This is a genomic window from Bacillus coahuilensis m4-4, from assembly GCF_000171615.1.
Taxonomy (GTDB): Bacteria; Bacillota; Bacilli; order Bacillales; family Bacillaceae_K; genus Bacillus_T; species Bacillus_T coahuilensis.
In genome coordinates this window covers 1-14,896 of the sequence record NZ_ABFU01000036.1, presented here as the reverse complement: position 1 = coordinate 14,896, position 14,896 = coordinate 1, and the positions used below count along the sequence as shown (strand labels likewise).

Sequence of the window (14,896 nt, the reverse complement as noted above, 5' to 3'; positions counted from 1 at the left end):
GAGGGGAGGCAAATTGCCTCCCCTTTTTTCTACTGAGATAGTTTTTCTCCGAGGTTTTGGACTTTTTCACCAACTGTACACGATTGTATACAAAATCTATGAGCATGAGTTTTTCCAAAATCTTTTCTTAATTGTGTTTTAACGAAGCAACCTTCGCAATAATTTGTGACCACTTCATCAATTTTTCTAATAATCTCTGTTCTATTCAGTCCCCTTCATTCCTTTCTATATGTTAAATGACTTTATGACTGGATATTGGAATTTGTTCTAATGCTTGTGAGGCTAATTTATGCGCTTCAACGTTATCTTTTCTCGGAATCACTTCTACATCCAATATCAGCTGCATTTTCTTTTATTTTTTCTTCAATCCGATCTAACCAACGATTGTAGTGATCTTCAAAGCATGGCCATTCGCCTACTAGCTGATTCAGGACCACTTGAGAATCGCCTCTAATTGATATTTTTTTAGAATGCACACCAATTTCTTCAATTATTTTTAAAGCTTCAAAAAGGGCAGCATATTCAGCTTCATTATTATCTTCTAAGAAATCTAACTGTCCATTTTGTCGAATTCGAAAGTGTTCTCCGCTTTTTTGATAATAAATAACAAATCCGATACCTGCCCTTTTTTCCTCTTTCATCCACCCACCATCAAAAAAGATGGTGATATCATCTGGTTCTTCGTTAAGCTTCCTATTCAGTTTAAAAAATTCCTTTTTACTCCATTCATGCCCTAATTCGTCTATTACTTTAAGCTCTTGAACACGGCCGGTTCGTTCAATTTCATCTATCATTGTGACAATCGAATGGTTATTCATCCAGCTTGATTCAAACCATACATCTTGGATGTTTTTTGACTTAAATACATAGTGAATTTTTAATTGCATGATGATACCCTCTTTTTCTTGTATTTTAGGTTAGGACATGTATAATACAATATGATTCTTTTAAATGGAGGTTTTTATGAGTACAGTCATATTCGGATTCATATTCATCATCATTAATTTTACCTTATTTCTCGCCTTTTATCGATTGTTTGGCAAAATGGGATTGTTTACCTGGATCGGTATTGCCACTATATTGGCAAATATTCAGGTAGTTAAGCAAATAGAACTCTTTGGATTAACTGCTACATTAGGGAATACCATGTATGCATCTGCCTTTTTGGCAACAGATTTACTCAATGAAAAGTACGGGAAGAAAGATGCGCAAAAAGCGGTTTGGTTAGGTTTTTCTACATTGCTTATTATGATTGTTGTAATGCAACTCGCAATTCAATTTACCCCACATCCTGAAGACTTTGCGCAAGGCTCATTGGAAACTATTTTTGGGTTAATTCCACAAATTGCATTAGGGAGTTTAGCTGCTTATATTGTGAGTCAGATGTCTGATGTGTACGTGTTTTCTTTTCTAAAAAAACACTTTCCAAAAGATTCTCAGTTCTGGATTCGTAACAATGGTAGTACGATGATTAGTCAATTGATTGATACTCTTGTTTTTACTTCCATTGCCTTCTATGGCTATGAGTTTCATATTTGGCTTCAAATCTTTATAACTACGTATATTTTAAAGTGGATTGTTGCCTTATTAGATACTCCTTTTGGATACATTGCTAAAAAATTCCCTGAATAATGAAGGTCCACGCCCGCTAAGGGCGTTTTTTTATTGAAGCTTTTGCCTTTTTGTTTTACACTTAACAGTATTATTATATTGTACATATTGGATGTGAAGAATCATGATCGAGGTGTATATAGACGGAGCAAGTGCTGGTGATCCTGGTCACAGTGGGGCTGGAGTTCATATTCGAAATGGCCAGCAATCTGAAAGTTATTCTATTCCACTTGGTATAATGAATAATCATCAAGCGGAGTTTTTTGCATTATTACAAGCAGTCGAGATATGTGAACAAAAGGGATACGATATGGTCTCATTTCGTACAGACTCCCAAGCAGTTGCTCGTGCCATTGAGAAGGAATTTGTAAAGAATCCTACATATCGTGAAATTTTCCTTTCAATTCAACAAGTGTTAAGCCGCAACCCCTTATTTTTTGTTAAATGGGTTCCGAGTAAAGAGAATTTAGTCGCAGATGATTTATCACGTAAAGCTATAAGGCTATCTAAGGCAGAAGAAGACGCGTGATGAAACAAAGATCCATCATTGCGGACATATTATTATTATGTGTCTCATTTATTTGGGGCACAACTTTTGTACTTGTTCAGAATGCAGTGGACACATTTCCACCCTTTTCTTTTTTAACCATCAGGTTTTTAATTGCGAGCATTCTACTCTATTTTGTTATTCAATTACTACCAACTAAAAAACTTTATCTAACAAAGTCTTTACTCCTTCATGGATGTATTATTGGGACGGCCATTTTTATTTGGTTTTTCATTTCAAACCTTTGGATTACTCTATACGTCTTCAAGTAAAGCTGGTTTTATAACTGGATTAAATGTAATCATTGTCCCATTTTTAGCTTTCTTCCTATCTAAAAAAGGAGTATCGCTCAAAACATGTATTGGGGCCATATTATCACTTATGGGACTTTTCTTCTTATCAGGTCTTACTGAAGCATCTGTAAATCTTGGAGATATTCTCGTTTTAATATGTGCTTTTGGGTTTGCTTTTCAAATTTTTTATACTGACAAGTTTGCCTCTATGCATGATGTGCTGAACCTAACTCTTATCCAGCTATTTACCGTATTAGTATTGAGTTTCCTTGGTGTCTTGTTCTTTGAATCTCCTTCATTGTTAGTAGAATGGAAAGTTTATCAACAACCTTCTGTTATTTTGGCCTTAATCATTACTGGCATTCTCGCAACCGCTGTAGCTTTTTTCGTGCAAACATGGGCTCAAACATTTACTACTCCTACAAGAGTGGCCATTATTTTTGCTATGGAGCCTGTTTTTGCTGCATTCACTGGGATACTTTTTGCTAGAGAAGTTTTAACTTGGAGTCAACTAATCGGATGCCTTTTCATTTTGTTTGGAATGCTCGTTGTAGAATTAAAGTTAAACATGATAAGTATAAATACATCATAAAAAAAGAGAGAAGATCTGATTATGATTGTTCAGATTTTCTCTCTTTTGGCTACCCTACTAAAATTCCTTTGTCATAGGCTAGCTTTATCCCTGCTTTTCGATTTGTGATTCTGTGGTCTAATAAAGTTTCTAAAATGGAAATATAATAACTCCCATCAAAAGTTTTTTTTGACATTATTGTCAGTTCAATAGAAAGATTTACAATTGCTTCTGAAGCATTTGTTAAAGATCGTCCAAAGTAAATAAATGCAATATTTTCATCATTAAATCGGAAGCCCTTATCGTGTAAATACAACAAATATGATTCTGTGGTTAACTTCGTACAGTCCAATACAATCACCCATTCGACAATATCTACCTATATTTTACACGTTTTGAGGCTGCCCTTCTATCTTTTTTTGTAAATAAATGCCCTAGATTGCCTAAAACGACTCCAAGTAAAGCTCCTCCAATAACTTCCTCTAACTTATGACCAAGCATTTCTTTTAAGGGCATCGTATTGGTTGTTTCAAAAGGAATTTTTTCATGTTCATGCGTCTTTCTTACAAATTCATCTAAATTATTTACTTTTAATGTGAGTTCACCAGTTTGTCTCCTAACTCCTTGTGCATCATACATGACAATAATCCCAAAAACGAAAGCTAGGGCAAAATCAATCGTGGATATCCCTCTTTTTAACCCTATAAATGTCGTTAATGCAGAGACACCTGCTGAATGAGAGCTCGGCATCCCGCCAGTTTGAATCATTACATTTGGATTCCATTTTCCGGTTTTCAAATAATGAATTGGAATTTTTAGTAACTGTGCAGTCAAAATGCTTAATAAAGCAACATGTATACTTTTATTCACCTTCATCCCTCCTATGTCTATTTTGCCCTTAGTAGAGATTTTCATGTCTACTAAGGACATACTAAAGGGGTGGAGGTGATCGATATGACTAAGGGAAACAATAAAAATAAAGGCCAACACGCTAGTGTTAGTCCTAGTGGCAGTCAACCTGATCAAGTTAAGACTAACTCTAAAAGTCGTTTAGAAGAAGCTGCTAAAAAGCTCAATACAAAATAGAGAGAAATATAGCCTAATTGATTTCAATTAGGCTAGGTTTTCCTTTATTTATTTGAAAGTTAGTCGAAAGAAATCGGTCTACCGTACGTAGTTCATGTTTTAGCACATAATCATGAAATAGAGATGACACGCCGTTCCAGATGGAAGGGGTCCATACATCTGGAAATGGAACTTCACAATAGATTTCAGCAAGCTGCCGTGATAAGTGAAGCATATCTAAATTTTCGTTTAATTTTTCTTTGTTGTGCATTGGTTAACAAATGAAGGTTATTTAATACACCTTCAATGGAACCGTACTCTTGAATGAGCTTTGTGGCAGTTTTTTCACCGATTCCTCTAACTCCAGGATATCCATCACTAGTATCCCCCATAAAAGCTTTAACATCAATGAATTGACTAGGAGTAATTCCTTTCTCTTCTATAAAAGCTTTTTTAGAGTAGGTGCTGTATTGACCATATCCTTTTTTTAATATATGAACGTTAATATGCTCATCTACTAGCTGCAATAAGTCATGATCACCGCTTAATATGGAGACTTTAACCTCCTTCGAATAACCTTTGGCTAGAGTCCCAATACAATCATCCGCTTCATATCCTACTACCCCAATGTTAGATAGTCCAAGTGCCTCAGCTGATTCCTTTGCAAAATCAAATTGAGGTAGTAGTTCAACAGGTGGTGCATCTCGGTTGGATTTATACCCATCAAACATATCGTTACGGAACGTAACAGATCCCATATCCCAACAAACTGCAACGTGTGTAGGATTAAATTCTTTAATACTTAACAGGGTATGCTTTAAAAAACCTTGAACCCCGTTTGTCGGGATGCCACTAGAATTAATCATAAATTGTCCAGTAACGCTTGTTGAGAAAAAAGAACGAAATAACAACGCCATTCCATCTATTAAGAGTACATGTTTATCTTTCAATATATCCACCTCAAATCTACTTAGATTCTAAGTATATCATATTTAGAAGATGACTTTAGCTTTCGTTTTTTTCTACTTCATTCGAATAGTCTGATACCCAATCACTGTAGCTTCCAGGATATAATATAACATTATTGTATCCGATTGATGCTAAGGCATACACATTAGGGATAGCCGTCACTCCAGAACCACAATATACAACGATTTGTTGGTTTTTAGGTATGTCACGAAAGAGTTTTTCAAGTTGTCAGGTTCATCTAGTGTTCCATCTTTTACAGCCAACATCCACGGAACGTTCACTGCTCCTTTAATGTGTCCAGGAATACGATCCATGGGTTCTACTATGCCTTTATATCGATCCTCTGCTCTTGAATCAAGGAGGATTCCTTCTTTTTCTCCATTAGATATCTCTTTTACTTCATCCATCGTTACGATCCACTCTAGACGGGGCTCTGCTTGGTACGTGGAAACTTTCGTCCGTTCCATTTGATCTGTAACAGGAAAGCCTTTTTCTTTCCAAGAGGTGAAACCTCCAACAAGTATTTGAACTTTTTTATGTCCATAGAACTGAAATAACCAAGAACATCTTGCTGAATAGGCTAGTTCTCCAGAATCATAAATGATGATATGATCTTCATTTCTAATGCCATGCTCAGAGAGTGTCTTTTCCCACTTTTCTTTAGAAGGTAAGGGGTGTCTTCCACCTATACCATTTTGTTGGGTGGGTCCAGATACATCTTCCTCCAAATCGAAAAAGATTGCCTTTTGAATATGTGAATTTTTGTATAATCTCAACCCTTTACTTTTATCTTCTAAATTGTAGCGACAGTCTATGATTTTGACATAATCAAAGTCAATAGAATTTAATAAATCGTCCGCCTGGATAAAGCTACTATTCATATTATTTCTCCTTCTCTATTAACAGTTGGATATACGACTTGGGATTCCAGCAGTTAAAAACATAGGAAGGGTTCGTATCAAACCCTAACCTAGTGCAGTGATATTTCATTTGACCGTTTATCCTCTCAGCTTTGAAATGAACACATGTTGCACACACGTGAAATCGGTTATTTTTCATCGCAGCCTCAGAAGTCGATCCATTGCTTCTAAATATTTGGTAGGCTGAATCGTCTCTGTTAAAGAAGACTCTAACGACTGGTATTGGCCCTCAATTTCTTGAATAATCATTGTTTTGCACTGTAACCATTTTTCATCTAGAAGTTCTTTCGCCCATTCATTTAATACGTTTTCTATAGGATCAAGATATTGATTGGACAAGTTACTAAAACGAACCTGGAGCTTTTCTTTCACTAGGTTATTTTCGCCTTTTTCAAAAAATGATTTTGAGTTTTTATATGTTATATCTTTTTCAAACTGCTTCCAGTTAAGCTCTGTAAATGCTTTCGGTATTGTAATATAAGATACTTCCTCCCATTTATTTGTTGTGAGGACAAAGTCTGGGGCTATGTTTGCAATTGAACGTTCAATGGTATCCCATTTCACCTTCAATTGATCCTTGATATATTTTTCTAATCTAAGTTGAGTGACTCTACATTCCTGAGCTAAATCATAACCAACCGACGCTAATAGATCTTCCATGGCATCCTTTTGAATGGTTTTCTTTTCACGAGATAAGAATAAATTTGGATGGAAGGCCTCTTTAAAGAAATCACCAAACCGATGAAATACTCTCTGCTTAACATAATAAAGAAGTTCATGTAATTCAATAGGCAATTGATTGATGATTGGTTGAACAGATTCTTGTTCGAGCAAGTCCATTACTTTTTCTTTTTTTACTTTAACATCAAGAATTTTTTGACGTTTGTCTTCTTCCGATTGATTGCTCTGTTCAATTACTTGTTCCATGCGTTTGATTGCATAATTCCAATATCTCTCCCCTTGTAAAAGAGCTTCTTCCTGTAAATCTTGTTCTATAAACTGCTCAAATACCGATACAAATTTCTTCATCTGACTATTTAATCTAGAACCATTTCGTAAATTCATTAGAGATTCTCTTGACGAAACTCCATAAATAGACGGACTTTGAATACCAAATTTTACTAATTCTCTAGCTACATACTCTTTAACAAAGGTCAGTTCTTCATCATTTTCCGCTAAATCAATGGCATTTAAGATAAAAAACATACTTTTATTGTTTAATGTTTCTTTGACTCGCCCTAACTGAATGAGAAATTCTCGATCCGCCTTTGAAAATGGATGGTTATAGTAAGTCACAAATAGGATCGCATCTGAATTCCGAATATAATCAAATGAAACGTCTGTATGTCTTGAATTAATGGAATCTGCCCCAGGAGTATCCACTAAAGTCATCCCTTTTTGACCTAAAGTACTTTCAATGTATAAATCAATCATTTCTACAAAAAAAGACATGTTCTTCGTTAGAGACATATTGTCGATACGTCTCTAAATTCCCTTCCAATTCCTTTCCAATGTGGGATCGGTTATTAACATATCCATTTTTAAAAGCTGTAAAAAACGTTTTAGCCTCTCGTTCACACGTCTTTAAAGCAACGTCCACTTGAGAGAATGCTTCGTCAACGGACTGTATGATCATGCCAACTTTTTGATAAGCTTGGGTTAAATCATCTAATAATTGATCTTGATTTTTAAAGGTAATGACACAGGTTTCATCCAGCGCTTCATCAGTCGCAGGATGAATTCTACTAATGGAAGCCGTCATTGGATTGGGTGAGACCGGTAATACTTCTTTACCAAGTAGTGCATTGGCAAAAGAACTTTTCCCAGCTGAAAATGCACCAAATAGTGAAACCGTAAATTGCTGATTTTCTAACCTCTCAAGCTGAGCATGAATTAGTTTCTTGGTATCATGTAAAGCTGGCAATTCGCTAAGCTCGAGGTCAATTTCTTTTAACTTTTGTAAGGTCTCTTTTGTGTGTTGATTACTAGAATGAGAAGGAATGTTATCCAAAATCTTAACACTCTTATCCTCATTGACCATTTCCAGTTTTGTTAATTTTGAGGGGCACATCCTCTTGCAACCACAGCTTTATCACCTCTTCAGCATCTGCTTCGCTTCCATTGCTCTCTAGTATATGATGAAGTTGATCACGCTTACTCATGAATTCATGTTTAATCGTCTTTGACTCGTTTAGAGTGTTAATGATATCGATTTGACTGAATTCTTGTTTTGTATGATGAATGAATAATGCCATCTTCGATAAGATACTTTCTGCTTTTTCTAGTGACATCTTTATAATGCTCTGTTTTACTATTTCGCAGTAGTGAAGAATGTATTCTCCTGACAAAAGTGCTCCTTTTTTCTGTGCATCTTGTACGATGCTCTCTACGATTTTAATGTCAAATTCTTGAACTTCTTGTATAAGCGTTTGGTCTGTTATTTGTTTTTCATTTAATTGTTTCTGGAGAACCTGTTTTATATGCCAATTCACTTCACTATCGACCTTACTCTGTAAAGCTAGAATAAACTGTTCTTTTCTGTGCTCTCTTTCTTCATATGTTTTGCTTTTAGAAAAAAACAGACCAACTTTAAAGTCTCTCTCTAATGAAACTAAAAAGTCTTCAGCAAGTTTACGCACATCATAAGGGAATATATAAGCTTGTTCGGCTGTCTTCTTTAATATACTAACCATTTCACTCTTCCAATGGTTTAGATAACTTTCGTCATTTCTTTGTTTTCCACTTCTCAAAGGATTCGATAATGGCTTGTAAATCATCTTTAGTATATGACTCTAGCACTTCCTCTGAATACGCTAATTTAGCTTCTAACTCTTCCTGCAACCATTTTTCATGCTCAGCTATCAAGCTATTAAGCTTGCCAGGCAGATTCAAAGTGTTATGAGAATAAATTTTTTCGTCTACATAAGTTTTTAGCTCTTCTATTTGATTATGAGGATGACGCTCATATTTCATACTGGTATAAAATATTCTCTCTATGTTGATTGAAAAATCAGCTAAATGTTCCGTTAATTTCTGCTTAAATTGTTTAAAAGGTAGCTCTTCTTCGTTGTGCTTATCTACTTGATTAATAATTAGGACTACTGGAACATTCTCATTATTTAAAGAAGATAAAAATTGAAGATTTACTTGGGATAACACATGATTATAATCTGCTACATAAAAAATACGATCAGATAAATGCAGCATACGATTTGTCATTTTGCGATGCTGATCATCAGTGGAATCTACCCCAGGCGTATCCATAAACATTGTGTGATTAGGAATATCTAAATCAGGAAGTCCTATTTCTAATTGTTCTATCTGCTTACCATTTTTACAAAATGCTTGTACTTCACTGCTATCATAATCTTTTTCTATTTGGACAGGCTGTTGGTTTTTTTGATAAATAGTGACTGTCGGAACAGTATTTCTATAAAGTTTAACAACATTTGCACTTGTAGGAATTGGACTAGTTGGTAGCACGGCATCGCCAACTAAAGAATTTATTATGGTTGATTTACCTGCTGAAAAGTGACCGCAAAATACCAAAAATCGTATGCTGTTTTGCGATTTTCTTAGAAAGTAGCTTAACTTTTTCTAATCTACTTTCGTCCTTTACTACATTAAAGTATTTTGATAATGAAACGAATGTCTCTAATAATTCTTTTTCTGATTTCAATTTACTCTCAATCATCCTTGTTCCCCTTAAGTTCTAAATTTGGTACCCCTTTCATTTTACCATGAAAATACAACAAAAAAGACCCCATAGTTAGTCTGAGGTCTATTAAGAAGTATTTTCTTAATTCGATTGGATATTTGTAAAAACATAACGGGCTACTCCCGCATATGTAACAATTGTCGCTCCAACGAGTACCCACACCATAAGAGCACCACCCATTCATTAAATTTATTGTCCAAATGAGAATAAAATTCATCTTCAATTGAATCTTACCAAAAATGAAAATCATTTTCAAGTACATATTTGAACCATTCTATATCTTACTGATCGTTAGGTTCTCTGTTTAATGAAAGGGTTAAATCTTGAGTGATGGTTTTCATTATAATTGGTGCATTGCCTTAATGCTTTTTCTTCTAGAGGGATACGTATATACAGTATTAGCTGGTTTAAAATTGCAAATATCACCAAAGTAAGATAAGCATTGAACATAAGTGGAATGACGAGTAACTCAACGGTCACAATTAAATAGTTTGGATGCTTAATGAACTGATATGGTCCTTTCGCCACTATATTTGTATTTGGCAGGACTATGATTTTTGTATTCCAAAATTTCCCTAGCGACTTAATAACCCACACTCTTCCTATCTGAGTTAAAAGAAAGACTAAAAATAATGGAATCCAAAATCGGTGTAAACTAAAGCCTTTCGTAAAGAGTTCAATCGTTAAAAACACAAAGAACAAAGTATGAATTGCTACCATTAATACATAATGACTTTTTCCAAATTCTATCGCACCGTGATCTTTCATCCATCTTTCATTACGTCTTGCGATAAACAGTTCTACCAAACGCTGAATTACTACAATTAATACAAAAATGATTGGAAACATTATTCCCACCTCATTAAACTAAGTTCTGAAGAGAATCCTGGTCCTAAGGCTACTCCAAGACCTATATCCCCCATTTTAACGGTCTTTTTTTCAATAAATTCCTTCAACACATATAGAATGGTTGCAGAAGACATATTTCCGTACTTTCGTAAGATTTTCCAAGTTGGTTCTAGCTTACCTTCTGAGAGCCCCAAGCTAGATTGATATGCATGAATCACCTTTTTCCCACCAGGATGCGCGATAAAATGGTCCAATTGATCTAAAGTAAGATCATTTCCTTTAAGAAATTTCATAACGTTTGGCTTAAACCAGCTTTCAACAACGTTAGGAATATCTCTTGAGAAAATAACATGTAATCCGTCGTTCTGTATATCCCACCCCATTACATCTATAGAATTTTTCATTAATGTAGATTGAGACGCTACGATTGTAGGATAAACATCTCCTTTTCTAACAAGGCTGCTTTTATTCCCACTAACTAATGCACATGCTACACCATCTGCAAACAACGAAGTACCAACTAAATTACTTTTACTACGATCATTATATTGAAATGTTAAACTACATAATTCTATCGTTAAAACCAACACATTTTTATCTGGATATGCCTTGCAGTAATCGAACGCTCTGTTTAATCCAGCTGTTCCTCCTGCACAACCCAAACCCCAAATGGGGATTCTTTTCGTATGTTCACCAAATGGTAATAGATTCATAATTCTTGCTTCAATACTCGGTGTTGCGAGCCCTGTCGTACAAATGGTGAAAATGGCGTCTATATCATCATACTTTACGTTATGCTTATGTATAATTTTTTGGATAGCTTCAACTCCATATTGAATAGATGAAGTGATAAATTGTCTATTTTTCTCTTCAAATGTATGTGGAACTCCGTACCATTCTAGATCATTAACGAAGTACCTTGTTTCAATTCCACCATTAGTAAAAATTTTTAATAGTCTAGAAATATCTCTAAATGAAGAAGAGAATAGTTGTCCTGCAAATTCCTCTATCTTGGATTGTGATAGTACATGATGAAGAGTAGCCGTCTCCACTCCAATTATTTTTCCCATACTGTTACCTCCGTTCTTGTATCCATAGTTTTACATTACTTCTTAAAAACTATTCAACAAGATGACGGTGTTATTTCTTCACATATTTTTTACACTATTTTTGTGAAATCAATTATTCCCTAAATGGTTTATATGGTAAACTAATAATAGACATATTTCTGGAGGAATCGACATGACCGCAACTAAAAACATTACAGATGTTCTAAATAGTACCATCGAAAGCGTAAAGTCTGTTATCCCTGTTCCTGTAAGCGTAGATTCACCCCAACTTTTGAATCAACCTCTTTATCAACATAGTATTGGGGTACTTATAGGTATGACAGGAGATGTAAGAGGACGAATAATTATTGAAGGTGAAACAGAAGCTTTTAGTGGTTTAGGATCAATTATGTTTGGAATGCCTCTAGAAGGAGAAATGTTAGAATCATTTGCTGGAGAACTTGGAAATATGATATGTGGAAATTTCTCTACGAATGTTTCAAAACATGGAATTACTACTGACATTACCCCTCCAACTGTTATTGTAGGACAATCAAAAATGTATGGCTTTGAAAAAGCGATCCGCCTTCCTATTACTATTGAAAATGCCGGAAGACTTGATATCATTTTAATGATTGAAGGACAATAGTAACCCTATACAAAACGTGTCATTACGACACGTTTTTTTATTTTCCCCATTCCTTCTTTTGATAGTAACTTTTAATTGTAATAGGTTCAAGCTGTTCGTTTTTACACACATCACACATTCCACTTAATGCTTGCATTTTTAAGCATCTTCTGCAGTAATATCTTTTCATATTCATTTCATCCCTTTTCCATTTACCTTATGTAGCAAAACACAAACTGTTCCATATTTATCTTTTAGATTTCACATTTTCATCACAATTGCTACTACGTGGTGTGACATTTATCACAGATTCCTCTCGTTTCAACATTATGATAGTGTTAACAACAATCTCTTAAGGAAGGAGTGGTTTAGATGGAAAATCCGCAAACTCCCTTATCTCAACAAGAAGTTAAGGTGAAAAGTGAAGATCCACAGTCGCTAAAAGGTACTCTTGTGTCTGTAGGAATACTTGGTGGATTCATTGTCATTTCATGGGTTGCTGTCTTTATATTATTTATTAATCGGTTTTAGGGGAAGGAGAATGCATGATGCATATGCATAAATATGAAAAATGGTGGTTAACACTTGGAACAAGCTCATTGGTCTTATTTCTTGTTATTCTTGGAATTAGTGCGTTTCATCAAGGACATGAACCACCCAGCGCGAAAGCATACGTAGATCCTGAAAGAGTGGATGAGTATAAACCATTTAACGAACCTGGATTACATAAAGTTGAAGGAAAAGACTGGGATTACGAACTTGTTTTCGTTGCTTCCGCTTTTTTATTATGATCCAGGAGTTGTTGAAATTCCAAAAAATTCGACTTTAAAAATCATTGCCACAACGAAAGATGTTATTCACGGGTTCGAGGTGGCAGGTACGAACATCAATATGATGCTTGAGCCAGGATATATCAGTGAATATACAACTACATTAGATCAAGCAGGAGAATTTTTAATTATATGTAATGAATACTGTGGGGTTGGTCACCACACGATGAAATCTATGATTAAGGTGGTGGAATAAGATGAATTCATTTGTTCAAGTCGACAAACGTGACGCTAAACTTGCAATGGCTCATATGTATGTTGCATTCATTGCTCTTGCATTAGGAGGATTTGCGGGTTTATTACAAGTATTAGTACGTTCTGGAAAATATACTCTCCCATTTAATATAGGATACTATCAAGTGCTTACTGTACATGGTGTGTTACTTGGTTTAGTTTTAACTACTTTCTTTATTTTAGGATTTCAATTAGCAGTAGTAAGTCGTACAAGTGGTACATTTACAGCCAAATCTAGAATGATGGGATGGATTGGCTTCATCGTTATGACCATTGGTACGGCAATGGCTGCTGTTATGATTTTACTCAATGAAGCGACTGTTCTTTATACCTTCTATGCTCCCTTAATGGCACATTGGATCTTTTATTTAGGTTTAACACTCGTTGTCGTCGGTAGTTGGATTGGTGGTGCTGCCATTATTAGTGAATATATTCGTTTCCGAAAAGCCAATAAAGGAAAACCAAGCCCACTTCTGACTTTTATGGCAGTGATTAATACTGTGTTATGGATTGTAGCAACACTTGGAGTAGCTGCTACTGTATTATTTCAACTTCTTCCTTGGTCACTGGGATTAGTTGAACGCGTAGATGTATTGGTTAGTCGAACACTATTTTGGTATTTTGGTCATCCTTTAGTATATTTCTGGCTACTGCCTGCCTATATGGCTTGGTATGCTATCATTCCAAAAATCATCGGTGCTAAAATATTCTCTGACTCACTAGCCCGTATGAGTTTTGTCCTATTTTTGCTCTTCTCCATTCCAGTAGGGTTCCACCATCAATTAGTTGAGCCTGGTATTGATGCTGGATGGAAATTCTTACAGGTTGTATTAACGTTTATGGTAGTAATTCCTTCACTTATGACGGCGTTTGCTTTATTTGCGACGTTTGAGCAATTTGGACGTTCTAAAGGAGCGACAGGTTTGTTTGGTTGGTTCAGAAAACTTCCTTGGGGTGATGCAAGGTTTACTGTGCCATTCATTGGAATGGTAGCGTTTATCCCTGCAGGTGCCGGTGGACTTATTAATGCCTCTAACCAAATGAACCAAGTAGTACACAATACAATTTGGGTTACTGGCCATTTTCACTTAACATTAGCTACCTCTGTTGTCTTGACTTTCTTCGGCATTGCTTATTGGTTAATCCCTCATTTAACAGGGAGAATTTTAACACCACAAATAAATAAATTAGCAATTATTCAAGGTATTATTTGGGCTATTGGTATGAGTATTATGTCAGGTGCTATGCATGCTGCAGGTCTTTTAGGGGCACCAAGACGATCATCGTTCTCAACATATGGTGATGCACAGCAGGCATTAGACTGGATACCATATCAAATCGCTCAAGCTGTTGGAGGATCTATCCTATTCTTAGGAATTGTTTTAATACTATATATCTTTATCCAATTATGTTTCTTTGCACCAAAAGGTCAAGAAGAGTTCCCTGTAGGTGAAGTGGCAGACCATGCGGAAGAAACTCCAATGGTACTAGAAAACTGGAAAATCTGGCTCACCATCTTAACAGCACTAATCCTAATCGCCTACACCGTCCCATTCCTAGACATGATCCAAAACGGCCCACCAGGATCGAAGGGATATAAACTTTGGTGACA

At 35.4% G+C, this 14,896-nt stretch carries 20 protein-coding genes and 3 pseudogenes; 9 read left to right on the top strand and 14 right to left on the bottom strand.

Annotated elements, in window-relative coordinates; translation table 11 throughout:
* Positions 1 to 29: 29 nt before the first annotated feature.
* Together M44_RS26180 and M44_RS21915 are read right to left on the bottom strand one after the other, a co-directional pair.
* On the bottom strand, positions 30 to 194 hold the full coding sequence (locus M44_RS26180) for a zinc-finger domain-containing protein (RefSeq protein WP_337444075.1): 165 nt from the start codon (positions 192 to 194) through the stop codon (positions 30 to 32).
* A gap of 108 nt (positions 195 to 302) precedes the next feature.
* Positions 303 to 887, bottom strand: coding sequence for a reverse transcriptase-like protein (locus tag M44_RS21915; protein WP_010172942.1), 585 nt, complete (start codon positions 885 to 887; stop codon positions 303 to 305).
* Positions 888 to 963: 76 nt separating this feature from the next.
* Between M44_RS21915 and M44_RS09295 the strand changes: the two genes are divergently transcribed.
* The 4 genes from M44_RS09295 (at position 964) to M44_RS21910 (ending at position 3,043) form a co-directional block, all read left to right on the top strand.
* Complete coding sequence (locus M44_RS09295) at positions 964 to 1,632, top strand: queuosine precursor transporter (RefSeq protein WP_010172940.1); 669 nt, start codon at positions 964 to 966, stop codon at positions 1,630 to 1,632.
* Positions 1,633 to 1,735: 103 nt separating this feature from the next.
* A complete protein-coding gene (locus M44_RS09290) occupies positions 1,736 to 2,140 on the top strand; it encodes a reverse transcriptase-like protein (protein WP_010172938.1) in 405 nt (134 codons plus the stop codon).
* The gene (locus tag M44_RS29925) at positions 2,140 to 2,430 is read left to right on the top strand and encodes an EamA family transporter (RefSeq protein WP_081447486.1); all 291 of its coding nucleotides are present in this window, start codon (positions 2,140 to 2,142) and stop codon (positions 2,428 to 2,430) included. The genes M44_RS09290 and M44_RS29925 overlap by 1 nt, the downstream gene beginning before the upstream one ends.
* Positions 2,363 to 3,043, top strand: a complete 681-nt coding sequence (locus M44_RS21910; RefSeq protein ID WP_010172937.1) for a DMT family transporter — start codon at positions 2,363 to 2,365, stop codon at positions 3,041 to 3,043. Before M44_RS29925 ends, M44_RS21910 begins: the two co-directional genes overlap by 68 nt.
* Before the next feature lie 49 nt (positions 3,044 to 3,092).
* Here the strand turns inward: M44_RS21910 and M44_RS09280 are convergent, their stop codons facing one another.
* Both M44_RS09280 and M44_RS09275 read right to left on the bottom strand, forming a co-directional pair.
* Positions 3,093 to 3,383 (bottom strand): DUF6123 family protein, encoded by a 291-nt coding sequence (locus M44_RS09280; protein WP_010172935.1) that lies wholly within the window; start codon positions 3,381 to 3,383, stop codon positions 3,093 to 3,095.
* A 14-nt stretch (positions 3,384 to 3,397) separates the two neighbouring features.
* A complete protein-coding gene (locus tag M44_RS09275) occupies positions 3,398 to 3,898 on the bottom strand; it encodes a divergent PAP2 family protein (protein ID WP_010172933.1) in 501 nt (166 codons plus the stop codon).
* Positions 3,899 to 3,976: 78 nt separating this feature from the next.
* Between M44_RS09275 and M44_RS28945 the strand changes: the two genes are divergently transcribed.
* Positions 3,977 to 4,108 (top strand): hypothetical protein, encoded by a 132-nt coding sequence (locus M44_RS28945; protein ID WP_010172932.1) that lies wholly within the window; start codon positions 3,977 to 3,979, stop codon positions 4,106 to 4,108.
* 13 nt (positions 4,109 to 4,121) lie between these two features.
* Here M44_RS28945 and M44_RS21905 read toward each other — a convergent pair.
* The 9 genes and pseudogenes from M44_RS21905 to M44_RS09220 all read right to left on the bottom strand — a co-directional run bounded on the left by M44_RS21905 (position 4,122) and on the right by M44_RS09220 (position 11,613).
* A pseudogene (locus M44_RS21905) lies at positions 4,122 to 5,004 on the bottom strand (5'-3' exonuclease).
* Between the two features lie 88 nt (positions 5,005 to 5,092).
* Positions 5,093 to 5,937 (bottom strand): annotated as a pseudogene (locus tag M44_RS21900) (sulfurtransferase).
* 174 nt (positions 5,938 to 6,111) lie between these two features.
* The gene (locus tag M44_RS09255; protein ID WP_237705253.1) at positions 6,112 to 7,410 is read right to left on the bottom strand and encodes a dynamin family protein; all 1,299 of its coding nucleotides are present in this window, start codon (positions 7,408 to 7,410) and stop codon (positions 6,112 to 6,114) included.
* Positions 7,403 to 7,987 (bottom strand): dynamin family protein, encoded by a 585-nt coding sequence (locus M44_RS09250; protein ID WP_010172919.1) that lies wholly within the window; start codon positions 7,985 to 7,987, stop codon positions 7,403 to 7,405. The genes M44_RS09255 and M44_RS09250 overlap by 8 nt, the downstream gene beginning before the upstream one ends.
* 19 nt (positions 7,988 to 8,006) lie before the next feature.
* Positions 8,007 to 8,669, bottom strand: coding sequence for a hypothetical protein (locus tag M44_RS09245; RefSeq protein WP_029326817.1), 663 nt, complete (start codon positions 8,667 to 8,669; stop codon positions 8,007 to 8,009).
* A gap of 31 nt (positions 8,670 to 8,700) precedes the next feature.
* Positions 8,701 to 9,525: a dynamin family protein gene (locus tag M44_RS09240; RefSeq protein WP_162013659.1), complete on the bottom strand. Its 825-nt coding sequence runs from the start codon at positions 9,523 to 9,525 to the stop codon at positions 8,701 to 8,703.
* Positions 9,494 to 9,670: a hypothetical protein gene (locus M44_RS26950; protein ID WP_010172913.1), complete on the bottom strand. Its 177-nt coding sequence runs from the start codon at positions 9,668 to 9,670 to the stop codon at positions 9,494 to 9,496. The genes M44_RS09240 and M44_RS26950 overlap by 32 nt, the downstream gene beginning before the upstream one ends.
* Positions 9,671 to 9,985: 315 nt before the next feature.
* Positions 9,986 to 10,543, bottom strand: coding sequence for an isoprenylcysteine carboxyl methyltransferase family protein (locus tag M44_RS21895; RefSeq protein ID WP_010172911.1), 558 nt, complete (start codon positions 10,541 to 10,543; stop codon positions 9,986 to 9,988).
* On the bottom strand, positions 10,543 to 11,613 hold the full coding sequence (locus tag M44_RS09220; RefSeq protein WP_010172909.1) for a type III polyketide synthase: 1,071 nt from the start codon (positions 11,611 to 11,613) through the stop codon (positions 10,543 to 10,545). Before M44_RS09220 ends, M44_RS21895 begins: the two co-directional genes overlap by 1 nt.
* Before the next feature lie 172 nt (positions 11,614 to 11,785).
* Between M44_RS09220 and M44_RS09215 the strand changes: the two genes are divergently transcribed.
* Positions 11,786 to 12,241: a chemotaxis protein CheX gene (locus M44_RS09215; protein WP_010172907.1), complete on the top strand. Its 456-nt coding sequence runs from the start codon at positions 11,786 to 11,788 to the stop codon at positions 12,239 to 12,241.
* Between the two features lie 37 nt (positions 12,242 to 12,278).
* Here M44_RS09215 and M44_RS28130 read toward each other — a convergent pair whose 3' ends face one another.
* Complete coding sequence (locus M44_RS28130) at positions 12,279 to 12,416, bottom strand: hypothetical protein (protein WP_155814938.1); 138 nt, start codon at positions 12,414 to 12,416, stop codon at positions 12,279 to 12,281.
* 176 nt (positions 12,417 to 12,592) lie between these two features.
* On the opposite strand from M44_RS28130, the gene M44_RS09205 reads away from it, so the two are divergent.
* From M44_RS09205 to M44_RS09195, 3 genes and pseudogenes are all read left to right on the top strand, one after another.
* A complete protein-coding gene (locus tag M44_RS09205; protein WP_010172903.1) occupies positions 12,593 to 12,751 on the top strand; it encodes a cytochrome c oxidase subunit 2A in 159 nt (52 codons plus the stop codon).
* A gap of 17 nt (positions 12,752 to 12,768) precedes the next feature.
* A pseudogene (locus M44_RS21890) lies at positions 12,769 to 13,246 on the top strand (cytochrome c oxidase subunit II).
* Position 13,247: 1 nt separating this feature from the next.
* Positions 13,248 to 14,894, top strand: coding sequence for a b(o/a)3-type cytochrome-c oxidase subunit 1 (locus M44_RS09195; RefSeq protein ID WP_010172901.1), 1,647 nt, complete (start codon positions 13,248 to 13,250; stop codon positions 14,892 to 14,894).
* Positions 14,895 to 14,896 lie beyond the last annotated feature (2 nt).